At 59.0% G+C, this 24,085-nt stretch carries 20 protein-coding genes; 10 read left to right on the top strand and 10 right to left on the bottom strand.

Annotation, left to right across the window (positions count from 1 at the left end):
• Positions 1-2 precede the first annotated feature (2 nt).
• Entirely contained in the window at positions 3-791 is a 789-nt protein-coding gene (locus GGR28_RS02330) for an MBL fold metallo-hydrolase (RefSeq protein WP_183494102.1), read from the top strand.
• A 1-nt stretch (position 792) separates the two neighbouring features.
• Here the strand turns inward: GGR28_RS02330 and GGR28_RS02335 are convergent, their stop codons facing one another.
• Together GGR28_RS02335 and GGR28_RS02340 are read right to left on the bottom strand one after the other, a co-directional pair.
• Positions 793-1,452 (bottom strand): hypothetical protein, encoded by a 660-nt coding sequence (locus GGR28_RS02335; protein WP_183494103.1) that lies wholly within the window; start codon positions 1,450-1,452, stop codon positions 793-795.
• Positions 1,449-2,366, bottom strand: a complete 918-nt coding sequence (locus GGR28_RS02340; RefSeq protein WP_183494104.1) for a hydroxypyruvate isomerase family protein — start codon at positions 2,364-2,366, stop codon at positions 1,449-1,451. Before GGR28_RS02340 ends, GGR28_RS02335 begins: the two co-directional genes overlap by 4 nt.
• A 99-nt stretch (positions 2,367-2,465) precedes the next feature.
• On the opposite strand from GGR28_RS02340, the gene GGR28_RS02345 reads away from it, so the two are divergent.
• A complete protein-coding gene (locus GGR28_RS02345) occupies positions 2,466-4,178 on the top strand; it encodes a PA14 domain-containing protein (RefSeq protein WP_183494105.1) in 1,713 nt (570 codons plus the stop codon).
• 57 nt (positions 4,179-4,235) lie between these two features.
• Positions 4,236-6,158: a plastocyanin/azurin family copper-binding protein gene (locus GGR28_RS02350; protein ID WP_183494106.1), complete on the top strand. Its 1,923-nt coding sequence runs from the start codon at positions 4,236-4,238 to the stop codon at positions 6,156-6,158.
• A gap of 1 nt (position 6,159) precedes the next feature.
• On the opposite strand, the gene GGR28_RS02355 is transcribed toward GGR28_RS02350, so the two are convergent.
• The 4 genes from GGR28_RS02355 to GGR28_RS02370 are packed head-to-tail and all read right to left on the bottom strand — an operon-like array spanning position 6,160 to position 10,411.
• A complete protein-coding gene (locus GGR28_RS02355) occupies positions 6,160-7,275 on the bottom strand; it encodes a beta-ketoacyl synthase N-terminal-like domain-containing protein (protein WP_183494107.1) in 1,116 nt (371 codons plus the stop codon).
• The gene (locus GGR28_RS02360; protein WP_183494108.1) at positions 7,275-8,396 is read right to left on the bottom strand and encodes an aminotransferase class I/II-fold pyridoxal phosphate-dependent enzyme; all 1,122 of its coding nucleotides are present in this window, start codon (positions 8,394-8,396) and stop codon (positions 7,275-7,277) included. The genes GGR28_RS02355 and GGR28_RS02360 overlap by 1 nt, the downstream gene beginning before the upstream one ends.
• A gap of 2 nt (positions 8,397-8,398) precedes the next feature.
• Positions 8,399-10,003 carry a S26 family signal peptidase gene (locus GGR28_RS02365; protein WP_183494109.1) on the bottom strand — a complete coding sequence of 535 codons (1,605 nt, stop codon included), beginning with the start codon at positions 10,001-10,003 and terminating at the stop codon, positions 8,399-8,401.
• Positions 10,004-10,051: 48 nt separating this feature from the next.
• Positions 10,052-10,411, bottom strand: a complete 360-nt coding sequence (locus GGR28_RS02370; protein ID WP_183494110.1) for a DUF1573 domain-containing protein — start codon at positions 10,409-10,411, stop codon at positions 10,052-10,054.
• A 114-nt stretch (positions 10,412-10,525) separates the two neighbouring features.
• Here GGR28_RS02370 and GGR28_RS02375 point away from each other — a divergent pair, with 114 nt between their 5' ends.
• Positions 10,526-10,912, top strand: coding sequence for a hypothetical protein (locus GGR28_RS02375; RefSeq protein WP_183494111.1), 387 nt, complete (start codon positions 10,526-10,528; stop codon positions 10,910-10,912).
• 221 nt (positions 10,913-11,133) lie between these two features.
• On the opposite strand, the gene GGR28_RS02380 is transcribed toward GGR28_RS02375, so the two are convergent.
• Positions 11,134-13,062 carry an alpha-1,4-glucan--maltose-1-phosphate maltosyltransferase gene (locus tag GGR28_RS02380; RefSeq protein WP_183494112.1) on the bottom strand — a complete coding sequence of 643 codons (1,929 nt, stop codon included), beginning with the start codon at positions 13,060-13,062 and terminating at the stop codon, positions 11,134-11,136.
• Between the two features lie 223 nt (positions 13,063-13,285).
• Here GGR28_RS02380 and lpdA point away from each other — a divergent pair, with 223 nt between their 5' ends.
• Positions 13,286-14,683 (top strand): dihydrolipoyl dehydrogenase, encoded by a 1,398-nt coding sequence (gene lpdA, locus GGR28_RS02385; protein WP_183494113.1) that lies wholly within the window; start codon positions 13,286-13,288, stop codon positions 14,681-14,683.
• A gap of 85 nt (positions 14,684-14,768) precedes the next feature.
• Here the strand turns inward: lpdA and GGR28_RS02390 are convergent, their stop codons facing one another.
• Entirely contained in the window at positions 14,769-15,083 is a 315-nt protein-coding gene (locus GGR28_RS02390; RefSeq protein WP_183494114.1) for a type B 50S ribosomal protein L31, read from the bottom strand.
• Positions 15,084-15,180: 97 nt separating this feature from the next.
• Between GGR28_RS02390 and GGR28_RS02395 the strand changes: the two genes are divergently transcribed.
• Genes GGR28_RS02395 through radA form a run of 5 tightly spaced genes read left to right on the top strand, consistent with a single transcriptional unit; the run spans position 15,181 to position 20,539 of the window.
• Positions 15,181-16,791, top strand: coding sequence for a lamin tail domain-containing protein (locus GGR28_RS02395; RefSeq protein WP_183494115.1), 1,611 nt, complete (start codon positions 15,181-15,183; stop codon positions 16,789-16,791).
• 4 nt (positions 16,792-16,795) lie between these two features.
• Positions 16,796-17,374: a phosphatase PAP2 family protein gene (locus GGR28_RS02400; protein WP_183494116.1), complete on the top strand. Its 579-nt coding sequence runs from the start codon at positions 16,796-16,798 to the stop codon at positions 17,372-17,374.
• 46 nt (positions 17,375-17,420) lie between these two features.
• Positions 17,421-18,131 carry a ZIP family metal transporter gene (locus GGR28_RS02405; RefSeq protein WP_183494117.1) on the top strand — a complete coding sequence of 237 codons (711 nt, stop codon included), beginning with the start codon at positions 17,421-17,423 and terminating at the stop codon, positions 18,129-18,131.
• Positions 18,132-18,175: 44 nt separating this feature from the next.
• Complete coding sequence (locus tag GGR28_RS02410) at positions 18,176-19,084, top strand: DMT family transporter (RefSeq protein ID WP_183494118.1); 909 nt, start codon at positions 18,176-18,178, stop codon at positions 19,082-19,084.
• Positions 19,085-19,129: 45 nt separating this feature from the next.
• Positions 19,130-20,539, top strand: coding sequence for a DNA repair protein RadA (radA, locus tag GGR28_RS02415; RefSeq protein ID WP_183494119.1), 1,410 nt, complete (start codon positions 19,130-19,132; stop codon positions 20,537-20,539).
• On the opposite strand, the gene GGR28_RS02420 is transcribed toward radA, so the two are convergent.
• Together GGR28_RS02420 and GGR28_RS02425 are read right to left on the bottom strand one after the other, a co-directional pair.
• Positions 20,536-21,822, bottom strand: a complete 1,287-nt coding sequence (locus GGR28_RS02420) for a putative HlyD family type I secretion protein (protein ID WP_183494120.1) — start codon at positions 21,820-21,822, stop codon at positions 20,536-20,538. The genes radA and GGR28_RS02420 overlap by 4 nt on opposite strands.
• Complete coding sequence (locus GGR28_RS02425) at positions 21,822-24,071, bottom strand: peptidase domain-containing ABC transporter (RefSeq protein ID WP_246416186.1); 2,250 nt, start codon at positions 24,069-24,071, stop codon at positions 21,822-21,824. The genes GGR28_RS02420 and GGR28_RS02425 overlap by 1 nt, the downstream gene beginning before the upstream one ends.
• Positions 24,072-24,085 lie beyond the last annotated feature (14 nt).

Genomic DNA, 24,085 nt, shown 5'->3' on the forward strand with positions numbered 1-24,085 from the left:
CCATGAGACTCAGCTTTTACCTTTTACTCTGCTCCTGCGTCCTCGCCACCTCCTGCAACTCCGGCGATGGTGACGCCAACTACCGCGCATCGGAGGAAGTACCCGTCGTCGAGGCCGATTCTGCCCCCGCGGAGGTTGAGGTGCATCCCATCTTTCACGGATCAGTGGTCCTCACCCAGGGAGAGCGTACCATCTTCGTCGACCCATACAACGGGGCGGAACGCTATACGGAATTCGGTGCCCCCGATCTGGTACTGATCACCCACACCCACCCGGATCACCTCGACACGGCAACCCTCAGCGGACTCGATCTCAGCGAAGCGACGCTGGTAGCGCCCCAGGCCGTTATGGACGCCATGAGGATGAACCCATTCGCCGCTAGCCACGTCCTGGCCAACGGAGAAAACTGGACTTGGGAAGACGTAATCGTCACTGCCGTACCGGCTTACAACGATCCACCGAAGGACAACTTTCACCCGAAGGGTAAATTCAACGGCTACGTCGTGGACCTGAACGGCGAACGCTACTACTTCAGCGGCGACACGGAGGGCGTAACGGAAATGCGCGCCCTGGAGGACATCGATGTTGCCTTCGTGTGCATGAACCTGCCCTACACCATGGACATCGACCAGGCCGCAAGTGCCGTTCTGGATTTCGCGCCCGCGGTCGTATATCCCTACCACTACCGCAACCAGGACGAGACAAAAAGCGACGTGGAGGCCTTCAAGCAGATGGTGAACGAGCAGAACTCGGACATCGAAGTACGCCTGGAGAACTGGTACCCCGGATAAATTAGTCGCAGTCGAACTCCCGGCTGCGCGCTATTTCCAGCATCTGATCCCCCGATACCTGAGCGGAAACCCCCGTGCCCGTCTGCGTATTGGGAAGGGTGCTGGGGTCGGGTGACTCCTTCCACGATTCGACCTGATAATCTTTGTAGAGGCGGTCGATCATGTTGCCGTTGTAGAAATAGCGGCGTTCCTCGTTCACTTCGTCCACGGTGTAAGTACCGTCGTCCTGATCCGGCGGGGAGGCGAAGCGCCAGGACGACTGGGTAAGGTGAGCAAAATATAGGTCCTCCTCGTCGAAGTAGTACGTCTCACTGCCGCCGCCGTGGTCGCCCAGATAGAATTCGTGGCTGGCCCGCACCAGATCATCCGCGACGTAACAGAATGTGAAGGAGCCTCCGCCGGACTCTTCGTCGCAGTTGTACGACAGCGTGTCACAGCGCAGGGTGCCGGCTGCTTCCATTTCCTGTACGCGATCAAAGCGTTTGCGGACGAAGGCAATTTCAGATTCGGTGTTGGTGGTTACGTCCGGATCGGGGACGTTTGCGTCTTCCGTGACCGGTGAGGCATCCACCATTTCGCCGGAGTCTTCGGAGCCGGGGGTGTTATCGCAGGCGACAAGAAAAATCGTGAGCGCAGCTGCAGATAAAAGTTGCTTGATCATGCCTTGACGTCCACTTTGCGGTACGCTTCCACGACGGCCATTTCGCCCGCTTCTCCGTCCTGGCTGTTGCCGTGTTCCATGCCGTAGACGCCTTCGAAGCCCTTACCGTGGATGTGGCTCAGGACTTTCTCGTAGTTGATTTCCCCGGTGGTGGGCTCCTTGCGGCCCGGATTGTCGCCGATCTGGAAGTAGGCGATTTCCTCCCAGGCGGCATCGATGTTCGGGATGAGGTTGCCCTCCTGAATTTGTTGGTGGTAGATGTCGAAAAGGATCTTGCAGGACGGGCTGCCTACGGCCTGGCAGATGGCGTATCCCTGGGCGGCTTTGGTGAGGAAGAGTCCGGGGTGGTCGCGGTAGTTGAGCGGTTCGAGCACCATCGTGATGTCGTGGGGTTCCAGGATGGCCGCCCCCTGCTTCAGGGTTTCCACCACGTTGGCCATCTGGTAGAAAGGCTCGAGGCGCATCTGCACGAAGCCCGGAACAACCGTGACCCACTTGGCATTACACCGTTTAGCGATCTCAACGGAGTCTTTGATGTCCTGCAGAAAGGCATCGCGGTGCTCCCCGGCACCATTCGTCAGGGTGGGTTCCTTCCAGTTGATCTTGTTGGCAACGAAGACGCCCATCGTCATCCCTTTTTCGGCCAGTAGGGCACCGATCTTTTCCTGCTGACTCACCTCGCGCCGGGGCATCTGATTGTCTTCCCAGGCAGTAAACCCCATGTCGGCCGCCCAGCGGATCTGGTCGAGTACGTCCTCACCCGCTACGGCCTTGAACATTCCGTCGTGCGGCGCGAATTTAAGGGTGAACTTTTGGGCGGGGAACGCAGGAGCGGAGGAATTGGCGGAAGCGGTGGCCAGGGAAGACAGGCCAATGGCTGCGGAGGCGAGCTTAAGGGCTTTACGACGGTGCATGGGGTGAATTTGTGGCCTGAATATACATACCGCTTCCAATTATAACCGATACAGGTAGGTACGGGACGCCAGAATCAGAAAGGGTGATTACTTTTAACCATGGCGAAGTACGTTCTTTTTCTGGCGGCCATTTGGGTCACCGCTTGCACCACGGACCCCCTCGAAGTAAGGGAAATTGAAACCCGGGAAACTGCTCCGACGGATGATCTCGAAGCGGTAGAGGTTAACCCATCCACGGAGGGGTGGACCACTGCGGAAGACGGTCTTACGGCCAGCGCGCCCGCGACGCTGGAACTGCTGCCGGCTCAGGAAGCGCTGACGGTGTCCTTTTCCTACCGCGCCGGTGCGGATACCCGAGCGACGCTGCTACTCGGTAACCGGTTTCCACTGGAACTCACGACCATGGACCTCCCTGGCGCGGAAGAAAAGCGCAGCACGGTCACGAGTGCTCCCGGCGTATGGCGGGACGTGGAAATCGCTTACTTGCCCGCAAGGGGAGAGGAACCACCGCTGCTGGTTTCGGCCTACCTCAACAACAACCTCGTGTATTACCAACAACCCCTTGCCGGCGAAACAGGAGGAACGGAAGGGCCGCTCACCCTCGAAGTCACGGAGGGGACCATTTCGATCGCTAACCTGCGGTCTTCGGAGAGGGCCGGCCGTGGATCGTCCATCACCAGCACCGGCGAAGTTGCGCTTAACCTGCCCCTGATTCGGTACGCGTATTACCACATCAACGGCAACCCGGACCGGATCGACAACTGGGCCACCCTCACCCCGGAGAAAGAAGGCTACATCTCCCGCTTCGACTTAGACGGAATCCGGGAAAAAGGAAACGCATACGCAATACGCTTTGCGGCCGAGGTGGATATTCCGAAGGCTGGCGAATATCGTTTTCGGATTGCAAGTCCCAGCAGCACCCGGCTGTACATTGACGATCAGGTAGTGGTCGATATGGAAAGCCGCGATTCGGGCAACAACGGAGAAGGTAAGATTCAACTCTCCGAAGGGCCCCACCGGGTCCGCCTCGATCACTACCAGTTCAGTAACTGGAATCACCTTAAGGTGAGATATGCCTTCGAAGACGGAGCGTTCAACAGTTTTAGCGACATCCCCGAAGACCGGGCGGTGGCCACGCCAATGTCCGGCACGGTGCGGGAGATCGCTACGGACGACCGTCCCTACTTACTGCGCAGTTTTATGAACTTTCCTCCGGTGCGCGTATACGACTTCACCGAAAAGCGGACCCACGTCATCAGCGTAGGGGAGGCCGACGGTCCGCACTATTCCTACGACCTGCACAACGGCAGCCTGCTGCAGATGTGGCGCGGAAAGTTTGTGGACGTCAGCGACATGTGGAACGGGCGGGGTGAACCGCAGGTCGCACGCGCGCTGGGGGCGGTAGTAGCCTTCGACGGACATCCCCAGTGGAGTACGGATACGGACGAGTGGCCCGATAGCATTGCCGAATTGCGGCACTTGCGCTACGATCTCGATGAAAGCGGCCGTCCTACCTTCCACTACGACTTGGAAGGAAGCGCGGTGAGCGATCGGATCGTACCGGATGCGACGGGACTCACGCGTACCCTGACAAATACCGGCGAGGGCACCAGTCTGCTGACCCAACTGGCTTCGGGCAGGGACATCCGTGAAACCGGACCCGGCACCTTCGAGGTACAGGGACCTGGGGTAAGCCTGGAGGTGACCGAACTGGCCGCCGGTGGGCTGAGAATTTATCGCGGGGAGGGCGTTTCCCGGCTCGTCGCGGAACTGCCCGCCGGAGAGCAACTGACCTACCACATCAACTTCTAGAGCCAGCGTACCCAAATTTATCCATCCGTACCCCAGGGTATTGACAATCAATCGATCATGCGACGTTTCATCATTTGCGCTCTGAGCTGTCTTGCCGCCACCCTCGGTGCGCAGCAGGAGGCCGACTTTTATGCCATCGAGCAGGTAAATATTCCCGACGACATCAAATTAGAGGTGGGGGGCATGGACTTTTTGCCCGATGGCCGACTGGCCGTTTGTACCCGCCGCGGTGAGGTGTGGATGATCGAAAATCCCGGCGGGGAAGCAACCTATTCCCTGTACGCACGGGGACTGCACGAGCCGCTCGGCCTTACGGCCCACGACGGCGCGATCTACATTGCGCAGCGGGGGGAAGTTACCCGACTCGAAGACCGCGACAACGACGGCTGGGCCGACGTCTACGAAACCGTATACGAGGTGCCGCTGACCGGCAACTACCATGAATATCACTACGGGCCACTTTTTCAACCCGACGGCAACATGATCACCACCCTCAACGTCGGTTGGGAAGGACGCGGGGTGAGCCACGTGCCCTGGCGCGGCTGGATGATGCAATTCGATCCTTCCCAAAAGAAACTGATCCCCTATGCGGCCGGTATGCGGAGCCCGGCCGGATTTGGGACCAACGAAGCGGGGGATCTCTTCGTGGCTGAAAACCAGGGCGACTGGATCGGATCCGGTCGAATTACCCACCTGGCCAAGGGAGATTTTGCGGGCCACCCGGCCAGTCTGAAGTGGGCCGATCACGAAGCCTCCGAAGTAGAGCTCCGGGTCGACGACCTCAACGACAGCTACAAAACGATGTACAACGCCAGTAAGGAATTGGAGGGACTGAAGCTTCCGGCCGTATGGTTTCCGCACGGCATCCTCGGTATTTCCACGGCCGACATCCTGACCGACCGTACGGATGGGGCATTTGGTCCCTTTGCCGGTCAGCTGCTGGTGAGCGATCAGGGACAGAGTAAGATCATGCGGGTCGCGCTGGAAAAAGTAGATGGTGAGTACCAGGGCGCGGTTTTTCCTTTCCGGGAAGGATTTGGTTCGGGCCTGCTGCGCATGAAGTTCAGCAACGATAACGCGCTCTACGCGGGACAAACCGCCCGCGGCTGGTCCGCCACTGGGGGTAAGGAGTTTGCCCTGGAGCGGCTGAAGTGGACGGGGAAAACCCCCTTCGAGATGTACGCGGTGCGCGCGACCTCCGATGGATTCGAGGTGGAGTTTACCAAGCCGGTTGCCGCCGCAAACGTGAAGCCGTCCGCCTTTGCTATCCAAAACTTTACTTACATCTACCACCACAATTACGGCAGCCCGGTAATGGAAATTCAGGACAATCCAGTCACCTCCGCCGAGCTCCAGGCCGACGGCAAGACGGTCCGCCTAACGCTGGATGGCTTTCGCCCCGGCTACATCTACGAAATCAAGGTCAACGGATTAAGGAGTTCGGAAAACGATAACCTCCTGCACGACTTCGGATACTACACGCTTAATGCAATCCCCGGAGGAGGCACGGGCGAAGCACTGGCCCAGGCCGATAGCGAGAACACGGAAAACTCAGCCAAAAACCCTACGGCCATGCCCGCCGATTGGGATGGAACGTTCGACGAGGAAATCCTGCTGGAATCCGCGCTCGGCATGAAGTTCAAGCAACAGTACCTCACCACTACACCCGGGGCCAAGGTCAAATTCACTTTCCGAAATCCCGACGACATGGAGCACAATTTCGTGCTCACGAGCGGGAAGATGGGGGACAAGGTCGGCGTAGCCGCCTCCAAACTCGGACTGAAGGGCGCCGCGACCGCCTACATTCCGGACATGCCGGAAGTGCTGGTGCACACCCAGCTCGTCGCGCCGGAAACGGAAGAGGTGATCTACTTCACCGCTCCCACCAAGCCGGGGACCTACGAATATGTGTGTACCGTGCCCGGTCACTATACCGTGATGCGGGGCGTGCTGGTGGTGAAGGGTGCCGCTTCGAGGTAGTTCAACCGATCATTACGCTGACCGCATTTCCGCCAAAACCGGTAGCGTTGACTAAGATGCGGTGCAACTCAGCGGGTTCGGAAAGCTGTGCGTAAGGAAGGAGGATCGACCGTTGCTTCCGCAGCATTTCGACGGCTGCAACCAGCGCAAGCGGACCGCTTGCCCCGAAGGTATGCCCGGTGGCCCACTTCATGGAAGTGGTCACCGGCGACTGATTACCGAAAACTTGCTGTATTGCTAACTGTTCGGCCGCGTCACCGCGACGGGTGCCCGGGGCGTGCGCTACGATCAAATCGGGTGGACCAACGGCGGCAGCGGCTTGTCGCATACTGGACTGCAGTGCCATTCCCTCGCGGCTGATTCCGGTAGCGCTCCGGCAGCGCTCCCGACTAAACCCTAAGCCCTGAATCGTCGGTCCGTCCGGCTCGGTTACGGCTTCGAGTGCGAGGAATGCCGCCCCCTCACCGACCACCATGCCCGTTGCGGGATCATCCATTGGCCGACAGGCGTAGTTGTCCTGCGGGGTGGGTGTAGCGACAATGCGCAACCGCTCCATTTGCCGGAGGGTAAAGAGCGTAAGGGCCGCCTCGGTACCACCGACCAGTACCCTTTCGGCCATGCCCGATCGCAATAGCGCGACGCCGTGGACCAGGGCGTGGAAGCCGGATGAGCAGGCTACGCTGAGTCCGTCCGAAAGCTCACCTACCCCGAAGTAATCGGCGAGGGCAAAACCTACGCTACCTAGCGTCGTATTCGGTGAAGTGCGCACGGGCAGGGTTTGTCCGGTTCGGTGCGTTTCGTAGGCGGTTTCCCAGGCCTCGGTGGGGCCACGCGAGCAACCAACCAGAATTGCGAAGTCGCGTCCTTCCCACTTCGCGGCACCTACCGCCTCCGCCGCGGCGGGCAGCGCCAGGGCAACCGTGCGATCAACTTCCCGGTCGTGGATGTACTCCGCAATGGGCCCGGTTTTGGGTAGGGCGCCAACGGGGTACACGGGCAGGCCGGTCGCAGGGTCGGGTTGCCAGCTGCGGTTTTCCGTCAGTAAGGTGTTCCAGGTGGTCGGTACCGTGTTGCCCGCGGCCGAGATCATGCCCGTACCGGCGATTTGGATGTTCATTAGCTAGAGAATATAAGGCTTCGCTGGAGAGTCGAAACCAGACGGTCGATCTCCTCCCGGGTATTGAAGGCGTGTAGGCAAATTCTCACTCTTTCCTCCCCCCGGGCAACGCTAGGTGGACGTATGCCCTTGACGAGTAACCCGGCGGAGAGCAACGCCCGCTCGGCGGCAATTACGTCTTGTCCTTCGGCGGGGCGGATGATCTGGACGGGCCCCGTTAATTCCGGGCTACGGTCACCGAATCCGACTTCCACAATCCGCTGGCGGAAGAAAGAGATGTTGCGCTCCAGGATTTGACGAACTGCGGGTTGTCGGTCGGATAGGAGGTCGTAGGCCGACTCGATGTGGGCCAGCTGTTCGGGGCGGGGAGCAGTAGTAAATATAAACGGCCGGCTGAAGTTGATCAGGTAGTCACGGAGCGCCGTGCTCCCGAGTACGGCCGCACCACTGGCACCGGGCGCTTTTCCGTAGGTCATCACCGCAGCAAATATGCTGTCCTGCAGGCCGAGTTCGGCGGTTAGGCCGGCACCGTTCGGACCGTCGATTCCGATGCTGTGGGCTTCGTCGACAATGAGGTGGGCACCGTACTGCCGGCACAGGGCAGCCAGCTCGTTCAGCGGGGCGGGAGTTCCGCCCATACTGAAACGCGCTTCGGTTACGAAGAACAGGTTGCCGGATGATGGGGTGGAGCTAAGTACCCGTTCGGCCTGCTTTAGGTCGTTGTGTTTGCACCTGCGCGCCGCCGCCCCGCTGAGCCGTATGCCGTCGCGGATGCTGGCGTGAATGAGGGCGTCGTAAACGATGGTGTCGGTGCGGCGGGCGATGCAGCTGAGCAGACCGAGGTTGGCCGTGTAGCCGCTTCCGAAGAGGAGGGCGGAGTCGAAGCCGTGGAATGTGGCGATGCGCTGCTCCAATTGCGTGATCGCCTCACTGTCGCCGGAGATCAATCGGCTGCCGGGAGCGGTATTATATGACGCTGCTGCGGAGGTTAGACAACGCGAAAAGCCCAGGTAGTCGTTGGACCAAAAATCGATTCCCTCCCGGCTACCGGGCAGTTCGCGGTAGGTGCCGGATTCGTGCAACCCGGCGAGTCGCTGTTGCAGAAAATCCGGGCCCGACATCGCTATTCCCCCTGCTTGGTGGCGGAGCGGAAGATGCGGTCCCAGTTGACGCCATTGAACAGGCTGCCCTCCTTGATGGAGAACCAGATGAAGAGGGGCTTGCCGAGGATGTGGTCTTCCGGTACGAAGCCCCAGACCCGACTGTCTTCGGAGTTGTGACGGTTGTCGCCCATCATCCAGTAGTAGTCCTGCTTAAAGGTGTACTCGGTAATCTCCTGGCCGTTGAGGTAGAATTTGCCGCCGCGGCGCACGAAGTCCGGGTTTTCCTCGTACACTTTGATTGGTCTCCAGTAGAGCTCGTAGTTGCGTTCGTCCAGGGCGACGGTCATTCCGCGGGCCGGGATCTTGATTGGGCCGTAGTTGTCCACCGTCCAGTTGCCGAAGTACTTTTCGCTGTGGGGGTAGAGCCGGACGCCGTTGGGGGCGGTCTGGTCGAAAAAGTCGAAGGTGCCGTTGGGGTCTCCCGCCTGGAGGGCTGCGAGTTGCTTGTTGCTGAGGAACATGACGAAGCTCTCGCTGGAGCGCTGCTGGACGTCGTCGGTACTGATGCCCATGTCGGCCCAGTTTGAGCGGTTGGGGGTGCCGCTGAAGGTGATGTCGTAGAGAAACTGAATGCCTTCCGGATCTTCGACGCGGGTGCCGTCGATGAACAGTTCGCGGTCCTTGATCTCCAGGGTTTCGCCGGGTAGTCCGACGGCGCGTTTGACGTAGTGGTCTTTCTTGTCGCGCGGGCGGGTGACCAGTTCGGCACGACCGGTCTGGATGGCCCGCTGGGCGTTCGCGTCGATGTTGCCCATCTCGTAGTCGTTGCTCGAGTAAGTGCGGTAGGGGAAAATGTAGACGCTGTCGCCCGAGGGAACGTTAAATACGACGGGGTCGTAGCGGTCAATTTCTTCCAGAGCGGGCAGGCGGCGGTAGGGTAGGCCGGCCCCGTCGATATAACTCTCGCCACCGACGACCGGCGCGCGGTTGTGCACGAGGGGGAGCATGAGGATGGTTTCCGGCAGGCGAAGGCCGTAGTTGATCTTGGACACGAAGAGAAAGTCGCCTACATTGAGGTTATTCTCCATCGACGGGGTGGGGATGATGTAGCTCTCGATCAACAACAACCGGATGAGCGCTGCAGCGAAGATGGCGAAGATGGCCGCTTCGGCCCAGTCGCGCACCACCGGCTTAGCGAAGGGAGGCTGATTGCGCAGTTTGCGTACCTCGCGGTCGTCCTTTGCTTTTTCCGCGGCGGCGAGTTTGGCCTGCCATTCCCGTTCCTCTACCAGGATGGGACCGCGGTAAACGGGCTCGGTCGTGCCTAACCACCCGAAGTACCCCCAGCTGGCGACGACGGCCAGGACGTGCTCGAAGAAATTAAAGCGGTTGAAGGAGCGGGCCAGATCGACCATCAGGCCGGCAAACCAGATCATGTTGAAGTAGGGGATGAGCAGCAGCAGGCTGTAGCTGCCCTTGCGGCCCACGAGTTCCGATACCACCCACATATTGTAGCCGGGGATCAGGGCAGCGGTAGCCTTCCTTCCCGCGCGGGGAAACAAGCGGTAAAGGGCCAGGCTAAGTCCGATGTAACCGAGCAAAAGCACCCAGGTCAACCAAGTCATAGGTAATCATTATGGTAAGAGCGGCGAAGGTACACCATCGCGGGGCCTTTAGGGGGCCGATTCGACGAAACCCTCCAGCCACAGCTTGTGTCCGCCCCGCTGCCCACGAAAATACACCTTGACGTACTTCCGGTAAAAACCGGCGTCGGCCGCGTCGTAGGTGACGTTGATCGATCCAATCTCCCCGGGGGCTACGGGTGTTTCTTCCCATTCGGTGGCCGTACAGCCGCAGCCGATCCGCACGTTTTCGACCACGAGGGGAGCGTCGGTCAGGTTTCGGTAGCGAAAGGAATAGGTCACGGGCTCGTCCTGAAAGGTGTCAGCGGCCTGCACGGTGTTGGGTTGCAGCCACTCGACCGGGTCAGAGAGGGTGCCCACCATACTGAGGAGGATGATTAAGTGCATCATAGGGAGCTAACGTCCGCCGGCCGTCCCTATTTTGTTAAGGAACTCCTATACTTGTTCCGGGCCGTATCCGTCCGCTCTTCACGCACATTATATATTCACACAAATCGAATGAAAATGAAAAAGCTCTTTCTTGCCCTCGCACTCGTTTTTGGCACCGCCACCGCCGCCTTTTCCCAGGTCGTGGTCGACGGAGTAAACATCAACAACCTCGATGAGGTGCAAATGGTCCGGATGATCGCTCAGGAGCGGTTTCTCTCCAACAAGGTGACGATCTTCATCGACTACGGACAAAGCATCAACGGCGGCTCCCGCAACCGCATGGAAGTTATAGACCCCTCCTCCGGCGACCGCATCAAGTTCAATAGCGTGATGCACGCCGTAAATTACCTGATCGCCAATGGATGGGCTTACGTCGAAGCGATGGTTCTGCCTAGTGAGGGCAACGCCAGCACCACGGGCGGCAGCACCCAGTACCTGTTTGTGCGGAATATGACGCGCTAATTCTCGTCCGCCGAATTCTTCCGGTAGCGCTAGGTGCGCTACCGGAAGTTCGTCGGCCGAGTAAGCCACTGATTATCCTCACTCGGCCGACGAACTTTAGCGATTTTCTTTACTGGCTTACTCGGCCGACGAACTTTTTTCCTGGCCTTTGCGGCCAGGAAAAAAGGATTCGGCGGACGAGTGGGCCAGGTAAAAAGGATTCGGCGGACGAGGCGGACGAGTTAGACCCGTGATATTTCGAAGACGTGGGCGGGCCAGTAGCCCGGGTCGAGCCGCACGTAGTTGGCGTTTGAGTTCCACCAGTAGGTGGCGCCGGTGAGCAGGTCGGTGACGCGGAAACCCTGTTCCCCCAGTAGTTTTTTCGGTACGGCGCAGTAGCCGTCCTGCGGATTGTGGGGGTCGAAGTTGACAATGGTCCAGATCAGGCTGCTGCGGTCGTCGCTGTACTTGACGTAGCTGAGCAGGTTGGGGTTGTTGGTGTCGGTGAATACGAGGTTGTTCGTTTGCTGAAGGGCGGTGTGCTCCTTGCGAATCCGGTTGATCTGTTTGTAGGTCTCCGTGATCCGGTTGCGGTACGTCCAGTCGTAGTGGCGGGCGACGTACTTCTCGCTATCGTAGTATTCTTCCTTGCCGTTGGTGTTTCCACGGTTTTCCATGATCTCGTAACTGGGGCCGTAGAGTCCGTAGCTGCTCGAGAGGGTTGCCGCCAACAAGAGGCGCTTGACGAATTGGTTCTCGTTGGCCGCCATCATCTCGTAGGCGAGAATGTCCGGGGTATTTGGCCAGAAGTTGGGCTGCATGTACTGGCTTAGCTCCGTAGTGGTGAGCTCCTCGAGGTACTCCCGCATCTCCGCGGCCGTGGTGCGCCAGGTGAAGTAGGTGTAGCTCTGCTGGAAGCCGCGCTTGGCGAGTTCGGCCATGATCGCCGGGCGGGTAAAGGCCTCGGCCAGGAAAATGACGTCGGGGTAGCGCTCGTTCGTTTCCCGGATGATGTATTCCCAGAAGCGGTAGGGCTTGGTGTGGGGGTTATCCACCCGGAAGATGCGCACGCCGGCTTCGCACCAGTAGAGGGTCACGTCGAGCAGTTCCTTCCAGAGTGCCTTCCAGTCTTCGGTCTCGAAGTTGATGGGCACGATGTCCTGGTACTTCTTCGGCGGGTTCTCGGCGTACATGATCGATCCGTCGGGACGCCAGATGAACCACTCGGGGTGCTCCTCGATGTAGGGATGATCGGGAGCGCACTGAAAGGCGAGATCCAGGGCAACCTCCATGCCGTGCTCGTGGCACTTGGCCATGAGGCGTTTGTAATCGTCAAGGGTGCCCAATTCGGGAAGAATGCTCTTGTGGCCGCCTTCCTTGGAACCGATGGCCCAGGGACTGCCGGGTTCTCCTTCCATCGCGTTCGTTGCGTTGTTGCGGCCCTTCCGGTTGCGGAAGCCGATGGGGTGGATCGGCGGCATATACAGCACGTCAAATCCAAGTTCTTCGATACGTGGTAGCAGTTCTTCCACGTCCCGGAAAGTGCCCGTGCGATTGATGTCCGGGGAAGTGGACCGGGGAAACAGTTCGTACCAGCTGCTGAATCGCTCTTTCCTGCGTCCCACCTTCACCTTCAGTCCCAGATCGTACACCGTCTCGTACCGCCGCAGGGGATGGTCGTGCAGCAACTGAGCGAACGATTCGCTGAGGACGTACTGAACGCCCTCCTCGGTTTCACCACCCAGTCGTTGGATGGCCTGGGTTACTTCACCGTGGGCATCGCCGCTGAGTTGGTCGGCCTTTTCGCTCAGCAGGTTACCCCCGATGCGCAGTTCGACGTCCATTTCCTGTCCGTCGGCGTGCTTTTTCTTGAATCCCCGGTACCAGGTTTTGAGGTGGTCTACCCAGGCTACGAGGCGGTAGTCGTAGTAACCCTGTTCGTCGACGGGAAAGGAGGCGGACCAGAGGTCGTTGGGGCTTTCCTCCATTTCCGTGACCTGCCACGTGTCGCCGTCGCTCTTGCGGTATTCGACGATGGCACGCAGGTAGTCGTGGCTGTCGCCGAAAATGGTGGCGGAGACCTTGACGGATTCACCGACTACGCGCTTCACCGGAAACCTTCCGTTGTTGATCTGGGGGGTGACGTGGTCGATTATGGTACGGTTCTGCATAGTGTGCTTAAGCAATGTGATAAAGGCATAGAAACGATTGCTCCGCGTTACGTTCATTGCCCGGGGCATAAATTTCGGACGGGCGGGTACGCGGGTGCGGTGGGTACCGGCCCAACCGCTTACCTTTGCGGCTTTCTACCGTTTGCCTTGCTCCTGCCTTCCCGCCAACTATGGCTGCCGGAGCGGCGTTTCACCCATTCAAAATAAATAACCCCACCTCCTTATGGCTTACGATCTAATTGTTGTCGGAAGCGGACCCGGCGGCTACGTCGCCGCAATCAGAGCCGCCCAATTGGGCATGAAAGTCGCCGTCGTCGAACGCGAAAGCCTCGGCGGCATCTGCCTCAACTGGGGCTGTATCCCCACCAAGGCCCTGCTGAAGAGCGCCCAGGTCTTTGAGTACATCAACCACGCCGGTGACTACGGCATCGAAGTAGCAGAACCCACCGCCGATTTCGGTAAAATGATCGGACGCAGCCGGGGTGTCGCCGACGGCATGAGCAAGGGAATCAACTTCCTCTTCCGCAAGAACAAGATCGAAGTACTGAAGGGTAGCGGCAAACTGATCCGCGGTAAGAAGGTCGAAGTGACCGACGAAGATGGAAAGGCCACTACCTACGATGCCGAAAACATCATCGTTGCCGTCGGCAGTCGCGCCCGTCAGCTCCCCAACCTGCCCATCGACGGCAAGAAGATCATCGGATACCGCGAAGCCATGACGCTTCCCACCCAACCCAAGCGGATGGTCGTGGTGGGAGCCGGGGCCATCGGCGTCGAGTTTGCCTACTTCTACAGCAGCATCGGCACGGAAGTGACCATCGTCGAATTCCTGGAGCAGGGCCTCGTACCCCGGGAGGATGCCGACATCTCGAAGGAGCTCACCAAAATCTACAAGAAGAAGGGCATCAAGACCCTGGCCAACACCAGCGTGGAAAGTGTCGACACGAGCGGCGACGTGCTGCAGGTCAAGACCAAGAACCGCAAGAGCGGCAAGGAGGAAGTGATCGAGTGCGACGTCGTCCTTTCCGCCGCCGGCATCAGCCCCAATACGGAGAACCTCGGCTTGGAGGACCTCGGCATCGAAACCGACCGTGGTATCATCAACGTCGATGAGCTGTACCGGACCAACGTCCCCGGCATTTTTGCCATCGGCGATGTAGTTCCCGGTCCTGCGCTGGCGCACGTTGCCAGTGCGGAAGGCATTATTTGCGTGGAGGGCATTGCCGGAATGAAGCCGGCCCCCCTCGATTACGGCAACATTCCCGGATGTACCTACTGTTCGCCCGAGGTGGCCAGCGTGGGCTACACCGAAGAAGCCGCCCGCGAAGCCGGTTACGAAGTGAAGGTGGGCAAGTTTCCCTTCTCCGCTTCCGGTAAGGCGAGTGCCGCCGGCGCAAAGGAAGGTTTCGTGAAAGTGATTTACGACGCCAAGTACGGCGAGTGGCTCGGTGCCCACATGATCGGAGCCAACGTGACCGAAATGATCGCCGAAGTAGTCGCCTGTCGCAAACTGGAGACTACGGGACACGAGATCATCAAGACCGTTCACCCACACCCCACCATGAGCGAGGCCGTGATGGAGGCTACCGCAGCGGCCTACGACGAGGTGATACACCTGTAGGGCCACGGCCGTTCAACCATCGCAAAAAGCCCCGGCGAACATTCGTTCGCCGGGGCTTCTTCGTTTCGCGCAAAAGGAGCGAAGACTAGGCCTCCTCCTTGGTGGCTTCGACTTCTTCCGTTGCCGGCTCGTCTTCGATCTTCTTGGCGAAGCGGCTCTTGCCGAACTTCTTGTTGAATTTGTCGATCCGGCCGGCGGTGTCGACGAATTGCATCTTGCCGGTGAAGAAGGGGTGGCTCGCGCTGGAGATCTCCAGTTTGATCAGGGGGTACTCGTTACCGTCTTCGAAGGTGTCGGTGTCGCGGGTCTTGGCGCACGACTTACCGAGCCAGCTTACGTTGGCGTTGATGTCACGGAAGATGACCGTCCGGTAGGTATCGGGATGCAGTTCCTTTTGCATTGCTTTTTATTTTAGGGCGCAAAGATAAGGAATATAAACCATTTACCTTTGGGCGGTGCTTAGATTGATTGGAATAATAATAGCGGGCTGCTTTGGTATGGCCCCCGTAGCTGCGCAGGAGCTCATGGTTACCGAGATCATGGCCGACCCTACACCAAGTCAGGGACTACCCGCAGCCGAATACCTCGAGCTATACAACGCCGGATCCGCCCCGGTGGATCTCACCACCCTGCAGGTAGCTAGTGGCGGAGCACCCAGACCCGTCGCAAGCACTGGATACCTTCTACCGGCCGGCGGGTACGCAGTAATTGTCGATCACGAGGTCGCGGAAGATTTCACGGCATTCGACGTAACGGTGCTTTCCACTGACTTACCCGGTTTAACCAACGGCGGGGACGAAGTATCCATCTATATGAACGATAGGGTGGTAGTAAGCCTGAATTACACCGATGATTGGTACCAGGACAAGGACCGAGACGATGGCGGATACAGCTTAGAATATACCGGACGGGGTGCGGTAAACTGCGGAGGAAATTGGCGGGCGAGTGTGAACGTGCAGGGCGGCACCCCCGGCCGACCGAATAGCGTAGTGGGCCAACCGGCCGATAATACGCCCCCCCAAGTAGTGGAATACACCGTAGACCCGTTCGGTGTGGTGGTTACTTTCGACGAGGACGTGGTCGGGCCGGCGGACCACATTTTCCTGCTCAATGGCGATCCGGTTCGGGTAAATCTGCAGGACGGACGAACGTTCAACATTCGGTTCGACCCGGTGGCGGGACGAGTGGATACGCTGGCGGTACTGCCCGATTACGCAGACTGTGCCGGCAATTTTCCGACCGAGATCGTAGATCTATTCATCCTGCTACCCGTACCCACCGCGCCGGGTGATGTGGTTATCAACGAGGTGTTGTTTGACCCCGGCCCGAATGAGGGCGATTACGTAGAGTTAGTTAACGTATCGGATCACGCGATCGACCTCCGAAATTGGGGGATGTCGAACGTCGAATCGTCGCAGCGGCCAAAGTCGCTCGATAGGTCGATTTTGCTTCTGCCGCAGGATTTTCTTGTGCTCGCCGAAGACCGGGCCGGTTTGCTTGGACGCTTCCCCCGCGTAGACGCGGCGCGCGTACTGGAAGTCGACTTGCCCCCGCTACCGAATGAGCGGGGCAATTTCACCCTTGCGACCGGCGAAGGAATACCGGTCGATGCCTTTACTTACGGGGTAGACATGCATGCTCCCCTGCTTAGTTCCGTTGAGGGCGTGAGCCTAGAACGGTTGCACACCGATGCTCCTACCCAGGAGGCAAGCAACTGGTACTCCGCTGCTGGTACCGCGGGTTATGGCACGCCGACGCTGCCAAATTCCCAAGCTCCAAGCTCACCGGCACAGGTCGCCGAATCCGTGAAGCTGGTCGAGCGCATTTTTTCACCGGACGGAGACGGGCACGACGACGTCCTGGAGATCGCTTACCGGACTGCCGCACCCGGAGCGATGGCCCGCCTGACCGTCTTTGATAGCCAGGGAGCACCGGTCGTCGACCTTCAGCCTACCGTTCTGTTGGGTGCGGAAGGCGTACTGGAATGGAATGGCACCGATGCAAGTGGGCGGATCGCGGATCCCGGGGCGTACATCCTCCTGGTAGAAGTTTTCGATCCAAACGGCCGGACCGACCGGTACAAATTACTGGCCGTACTCGCCGGATAACGCCATGGACCTAGATCATACCCTCTTCGAGTTTTTTAACCAGCAGTTGGCCAATCCTTTCCTCGATGCGGTGCTGCCCGTCTACCGGGATAAGACCACCTGGATTCCACTTTACGTAACGCTTCTTTACCTGATCTGGCGATCCTACGGCATTCGACGGACCCTGTATCTGGTAGTTTGCATCGCAGTGGTTATCGCGGTTGCCGATCAACTCGCTGCGGGGATCATTAAGCCGTGGGTCGGCAGGCTGCGGCCGTGCGCTACTCCGGAACTTGCCGATCGGGTGCGGACGCTCGTTAATTGTGGGGGGGTGCTTAGTTTTCCCTCCAATCACGCGACCAATCACTTTGCCCTGGCGACTGTACTGAGCTTGACCTGGGTGCGATCGAGGGGGTGGCGAACGCTGTTGTTCGTTTGGGCGCTCACCATATCCCTGGCTCAGGTGTACGTGGGCAAGCACTTTGTCGGAGACGTGATTGCGGGCGGGCTGCTCGGCAGTTTTATCGGATTGATCGGCGTGCTGATCTACCGAAGGGTCGCCGGTCGGGAGGCTATTGTACAGAAGTCTGGTCCGGTCAATTAACTTATTGCAACTGGGTGGCGTTAGCAGTGTTCGTATTTCCCTCTCTATGGCTTGGTGGCAGTATTTCTTTCTTTTCGCGTCCGCCCTCATCGGCGGTGGGCTGGCGCAGTACGGTGAGCAGCGGTACCGAGCTTACTTACCCATTCTGCTGTCCTTCAGCGGAGCCTACCTGCTGGCCATCGCGGCCCTGGAATTGATTCCGGACGTATTCGGTGAACCATCGGATGCTCCCGGATTGTGGCTCCTGCTCGGCTTTTTCGTCCAACTGCTGCTCGAAGGCTTCAGTCAGGGAGTGGAGCACGGCCACGTACACACCCACCGCGGGCAGGGTTTCGGCTATGCAATGCAGGTGATGATCGGACTGGGGCTACACGCCATCCTGGAGGGGCTTCCCCTGGGGGCGACCGACGGCCACGTCCACCACCACAATCTGTTGCTCGGTATTGGACTCCACAAACTTCCCGCTGCATTCGCACTTGGCTTATTACTCCGGGGATCGGGCTATTCTCGCCAGTTCGTCTGGGGTTGTTTGACGGTATTCGGCCTACTTTCGCCCCTGGGAGCCTTCCTTGGCGAGATCATCAGCATCGACCCGGTCTGGAGAATTCGGATTCTCGCCCTGGTGGTGGGCAGCTTCCTCCACATTTCCACCACCATCCTTTTCGAGGCCGACGGCAGTCACCGGCACGGTATCTCGGTCAGAAAATTTTTGGTCATCCTCGCGGGCATGTCGGTTGCCTTCTTCACGGTTCACTGACCCGATCCGATTAATGGCCTGACTGTAGGTTCAATTTCTCCCCGATGCATCAGCAGCCACGTCCCTACAGTGCCCGTACCGTCGGCATCCTTTGCCTGCTGCTCGGGGCAGTCCTGTTCAGCTCCAAGGGAGTGATCATCAAACTAGCCTATGAGTACGGGGTGAGCAGCATTAGTTTGCTCGGTCTGCGGATGATCTTTTCGTTGCCGCTGTTTCTGCTGATCGGATACGTTCGCGGGGGAAAAAAGGCCGGGCGAGCGTCAATTTCTACCGGTGATTTTATCATCATTATATCGCTGGGGGTCATGGGGTACTACCTGGCCAGTTACACCGATTTCCTGGGTCTGCGCTACCTAAGCGCCGGCATGGAACGGGTGATTCTGTTCACCTATCCGACTATGGTGCTCATCATCCAGCGATTGGTGTTCGGTACGCCGATCAGGCCCGTTCAGTGGGTGGCAACGGGGATTTGCTACCTGGGCATCGTCATTGCCTTTAGCGGCTCTGACCTAACCGCCGGAGGTGATTTTTTGCAGGGGGCTGCCCTAATTTTCCTAAGCGCCCTGCTGTACAGCACTTACATCATCGGGAGCGGCCGCCTGGCGCCGAAACTGGGGAATGTCCGTTTTACCAGCATTGCTTTGATCACGGCATCCGTCGCGGTGATCCTGCACGTTTTGCTGAGCAGTGAGCCCTTGCTTGGCTTGCCTCCAATGGTCTACGCCTACGCGGGAGTGATGGCGGTGTTTTGTACCGTCATTCCCAGTTATCTGGTCACCGAAGGTGTTCGGCGGCTTGGCGCGGGAGATGCCGCCATCATCGGGGCGGTCGGACCGGTCGCTACGATTGTCCTGGAGTACTTCGCACTGCACGAGCACATGAACGGATTGCAGGGGCTGGGAGCCGTTTTTATCATTGCCGGGGTGGTGATTATCGGCAGGAGCAAGGGATAGACAAACAATTTGTGTTATATTTGTCGGCTCGTCTAAACAACTTCCATGGCCAAAGTAAAAGTCGCTTTCTTCTGTACCAACTGCGGTGCCGAAAGTCCCAAGTGGATGGGGCAGTGTCCTTCCTGCAGGGCCTGGAATACGCTGGTTGAGGAAAAGGTTGTCAAGACCAAAAACGACCGCATCGAACACCAGCCCGACTGGCGATCCGTCGGCAACGGGGCCGCCGCGGCGGCGGCCGGGCCGATCGGGAAGGGTCCCCGTCCCGTAAAGCTGGCTGAGGTGACCGCCGGTGAAGTAGCACGACTCGTCGCTCCCGATCAGGAGCTCAATCGGGTGCTCGGCGGCGGGATCGTCCCGGGTAGTATCGTGCTCTTCGGTGGACAACCCGGTATCGGAAAATCCACCCTGCTGCTGCAACTCGCCCTTCGCCTCGGTAAGCGCGTCCTCTACGTGAGTGGAGAGGAAAGCGAGGAGCAAATAAAGATGCGGGCGGACCGTCTCGGTGGCGTCGCCGACAACTGCTACCTGCTCACCGAAACCAATACCGACAAGCTCCTCAAGCACGCCGCTAACCTCAAGCCCGACCTGCTGATCGCCGATTCCATTCAAACCCTGTCCAGCCCCCACGTGGAAAGCATGGCCGGTACGGTCAGCCAGGTCCGCGAATGCGCCGCCGAGTTGCAGCGATTCGCCAAGGAGAGTGGCATACCGGTATTCCTGATCGGGCACATCACGAAGGAGGGCAGCATCGCCGGACCAAAGCTGCTCGAGCACATCGTCGATGCCGTCCTTCAGTTCGAAGGTGACCGCAACTATACCTACCGCATCCTCCGTACCCTTAAGAATCGGTTCGGCTCTACGGACGAACTGGGCATCTACCAGATGGACAGCACCGGCCTGCGGGAGGTATCCAACCCCTCCGAGCTGCTGCTGAGCGAGCGCGACGAAAATCTCTCCGGCTCCGCGGTCTGCGCAACGTTGGAAGGGATGCGGCCGATGCTCATTGAAGTGCAGGCACTGGTGAGCGCGGCGGTCTACGGTACCCCCCAGCGCTCGGCCACCGGCTTCGACCTCCGCCGCCTGTCCATGTTGCTGGCCGTTCTGGAAAAACGTGCCGGCTTGTCCCTCGGCAACCAGGATGTATTTCTCAACATCGCGGGTGGGTTGCGCGTCGACGATCCCGCCATCGATCTATCCATCATTGCCGCCCTGCTCTCCTCCGCCCAGGATGTGATGGTGCCCCCCAATTTGTGCTTTGCCGGCGAGGTGGGTCTCAGCGGGGAGATTCGTGCCGTCACCCGCATCGAGCAACGGATCCAGGAAGCCGACCGGCTCGGATTTCGCGGTATCTACGTGAGTAAGTACAACGTGAAGGGACTCGATCCCGACCGCTACGGCATCCGTATCCATACCGTGGCTACCGTTCGCGAGTTGTTCGAGGCGCTGTTTGCCTAACCGAAGTTTAGGAGACGGGCGATCAGGCTCTTTCGCTCCACAATGATCGTGGCTTCCCCCTGCATGAATGGGGTTGATTCGATGCGGTACCCAGTGCTGGACAGTAGGCCATTGGGAAAGGTTACTTCGACGGTCAGGTACTCTCCATCCGGAATTACCCCCACACTGGCCACCGTGCCCGCAACCGATCCATACTCAAGCGAGGGCCAACTTGGGAACTGGACCACGACGCGCTGACCGACGCTTACCTTTCCGCTTCCCCGGATGTGGAGTTTCATGACGCCGATGGTATTGCCCGCATTCAGGGGCAGTACCGTAGCGACCATCGTCTCCTTGAGCAGAAAATTATCCTCCCGCACATCGGGCTGCAAGACTACCGTTCCGCTTACCGGTGAAACCACCGTAAAGTCCCGCTTCCACGTTGCCACGGTCCGTTGCAGGGCCTGGTAGGCTTCCTTTAGTTCGCTAGCCGTCTGGGTCGTGCTGCCCTGACGGCCGCTGCGGTAGGATTCGATCTGGTTGCGCATCAGTTCGATGGAAAAACTTACCGACCGTAGATTTCCGGTATTTCGTTGAAGATTTTCCTCGGCCCGGTCCAATCGTTGCTTCGCCTGGGCCAGCTCGTCCGCACTGCCGAGCCCTTCCTGCTGCAATTGCACTTCGGCTTCGAGGGCCGTCCGGGTCTGGATCAACTGCTGCTCCAGAGCACGCTGCAGATTTCTTAATTGCACAACTTCTCTTTCAGCATTCGCGATCATCGTCTGTAATTCGCGGGAGGTGAAGGCATCCAGCCGGCGGATGGAGAGGTTGCGGTAGACCTCCTGCATGTCCTGAAAATTGTAGACGCTCTCCTGAATCGGGCCAAGGACGAGGGTGGGGGGGATGTTGAGGTCGAGCAGGCCGGGGGCATCGTCGCCCCGGTGTTCGATAAGTTGGTCCTCCAGGTAGAGTACGTGCTCGAAGCGTGCGCTACCGTTGCTGGCGACGATGAGGGTCTGTCCGACCGAAACCGTGTCCCGGTCGGCGACCAGTACCCGCTGTATCTCCATATCCTGGCGCGCCAGCAGCCGGCGAGGCGGGTCGACGGTCGTCAGGACCATTTCACCGACGAGCGTCGTCGGATACGTATATAAGGCGGCGAAAGTGCCGAGTGCCAGAACGATCACTACGAGCAATAGCGTTCCGTTCCGCGCGACCCAGCCGGCCGGCGTTCCAATCACTTCGCGCACTTCGGGAGATCGCTCCGACTGAAGTGGACCCGCCGTGGTTACGTCCTGCTGCATCAACTTCCGAGTAGGGTTTGGTTCTTAACGAGGCGGTAGTAACTGCTGCGTTCGGCCATGAGGTCGCGGTGACTGCCCCGCTCCACGATCTGCGTATCTTCAATGACCAGGATGTCATCGGCCCGCTCGAAGGTCGAGTAGCGGTGGGCGACGATGATGATGGTCGATCCCTTCATGTAGTTGAACAGGTTGTCCATGATGGTCACCTCGGTGAAGGCATCTAGGCCGGTGGTCGCCTCGTCCAAAAAAAGGTAGGGCGGGCGGTGGTAAATGGCCCTGGCCAGCAAGATCCGTTGCTGCTGCCCCTTGCTCAGTCCCATCCCCGTTTCGCCGATCACCGTACGGTAGCCCTCCGGCAAACCGTCGATGAACTGCTCAATCTGGGCGATCTTGACGACTTCGAGCAGCCGCTCCTGGTCGATCGCTTCCTCGTTCAGAACAATGTTGCGGGCGATGGTATCGCCGAAGATAAAACCGTCCTGACTCACCATACCGACCTGGTCCCGCCAGAAACGTTGGTCGATGGTCGTCAACCGAGTACCCCCCAGCAGGATGGTTCCCTCGGTGGGCTGGTAGAAGCCCAGGAGCAGCTTAAGCAGGGTCGACTTCCCACTTCCCGACGGTCCTACGATGGCCGTTATCTGTCCGGCCCGGATCCGGGCGTCTACCTCACGCAGCACCCAGGGGGCTTTCGGGATATTGTAGTGGAAAGACAGTTCGCGTAGTTCGATGTCGCCGTCCCCGGGCACCACCCGCATCCGGTGTTCCTCGGCCGATTGTTCGTCGGCCTTGCTGTAAATCTCGTTCATCCGCTCGAGACTGATCAGACTCTCCTGGTACCCCCGGAAAAACTCGCTCAGGTCCTCAATCGGGCTGTTCAGTTGGGCGAGAATGTAGAAGATCGCCACCAGCGCACCGATGGTAAGGGATCCGTTGGTAACCGCGAGGGCGGCCACCAGGGTGATCAGCAGATTCTTAAACTGGTTGATGAGGCTACCGACCGTCTGCTGGTACTGATCGTAGTTATTGATCGCGAGCGTGGTCTGGTACAGCTTGGCCCGCTGCCGCTCCCAGGTCCAGCGGCGCTGCACTCCGGCGTTGTTCTGCTTGATCTCGCCCATGCCGTCGATAATCTCCATCAGCTGCTCGTTGTTGGCGGCGGACTGCTGAAAGTATTCGGTATCCAGTTTGCGCTTGCGCGACTGGAAGTAGGCTACCCAGGCAACCTGGAGTAGGGTGCCGACAAAAAAGATCGCGAAAACCGTACCGCTCCAAAACAGCAGCACGACCGAGAAGGCAACGAAGTTGAGCAAATTGAATATGCGAAAAAGGGTGCTGCCGGTCAAGAACTCCTGGAGCCGGTCGTGGTCGTGGATCCGCTGCAGGATGTCGCCCCGGCTCCGACTATCGAAAAACTCCATCGGCAGCCGCGTTAGTTTGCTGATGTAATCGCTGACGAGATTCACATTGACCCGCCCCCCGATGTGGATCAGAATGTACCGTCGCAGCCCCGCCAGTAGGGTAGTGGTCAGCAACAGTACGGCCTGGGCGATGATCACGACGGTGATAAAATTCGGGTCGTTCAGCACGATCCCCAGATCGATCATACTCTTCAGCAGAAACGGAAGCAACAACTGCAGGACCAGGGCCAGCAGTAGTCCGGCACCGAGGTTGGCGAGTAATTTCCCGTGACTGAGAACGTAGCCGGCAACGTACCGCAGGCTGCCCCCGTACCCGGAAGAAGCCTTGCGGCGGCGAAAGGCGGGGGTAGGCTCGAGCACCAAAACGTTGCCCACGTACTCCCGGTTTTCACTGACCTGGTGCGACCAGCCGGCAACGAGGTCCACCCGACTGACTTCCGTCAACTCCACGGTCGGATCGGGGTCCGCGAGGTGGAAGATGCCATCCACGATCTTGTAGAGGACCACGAAGTGATTTCCCCGCCAGGGGAGGATGCACGGCAGGGGAATGTCTTCCTCCAACTGGGCCAGGGTAGCGGGCAGCGCCAGCGTTTGCAGGCCAATGCTTTCGGCACCTTCACTGATGCCAAGCAGGCTTACCCCGTTGCGGCTCAGGCGGGTGCGTTCGCGCAGTTCTTCCAGCGCGTACTCCTGCCCGTGGTGCCTGGCCACCATGCGCAGACAGGTGGCACCGCAGTCCATCTCCTCAAACTGCCGATAATAGGTGAATCCCAGCATCAGGGGTAAAGATAGCAACTTCGGCAGGCGCTGAATCGTTACCTTTGCCATTCGTTTTGGCCGGG

This window comes from Neolewinella aquimaris (assembly GCF_014197245.1).
Lineage (GTDB): Bacteria > Bacteroidota > Bacteroidia > Chitinophagales > Saprospiraceae > Neolewinella > Neolewinella aquimaris.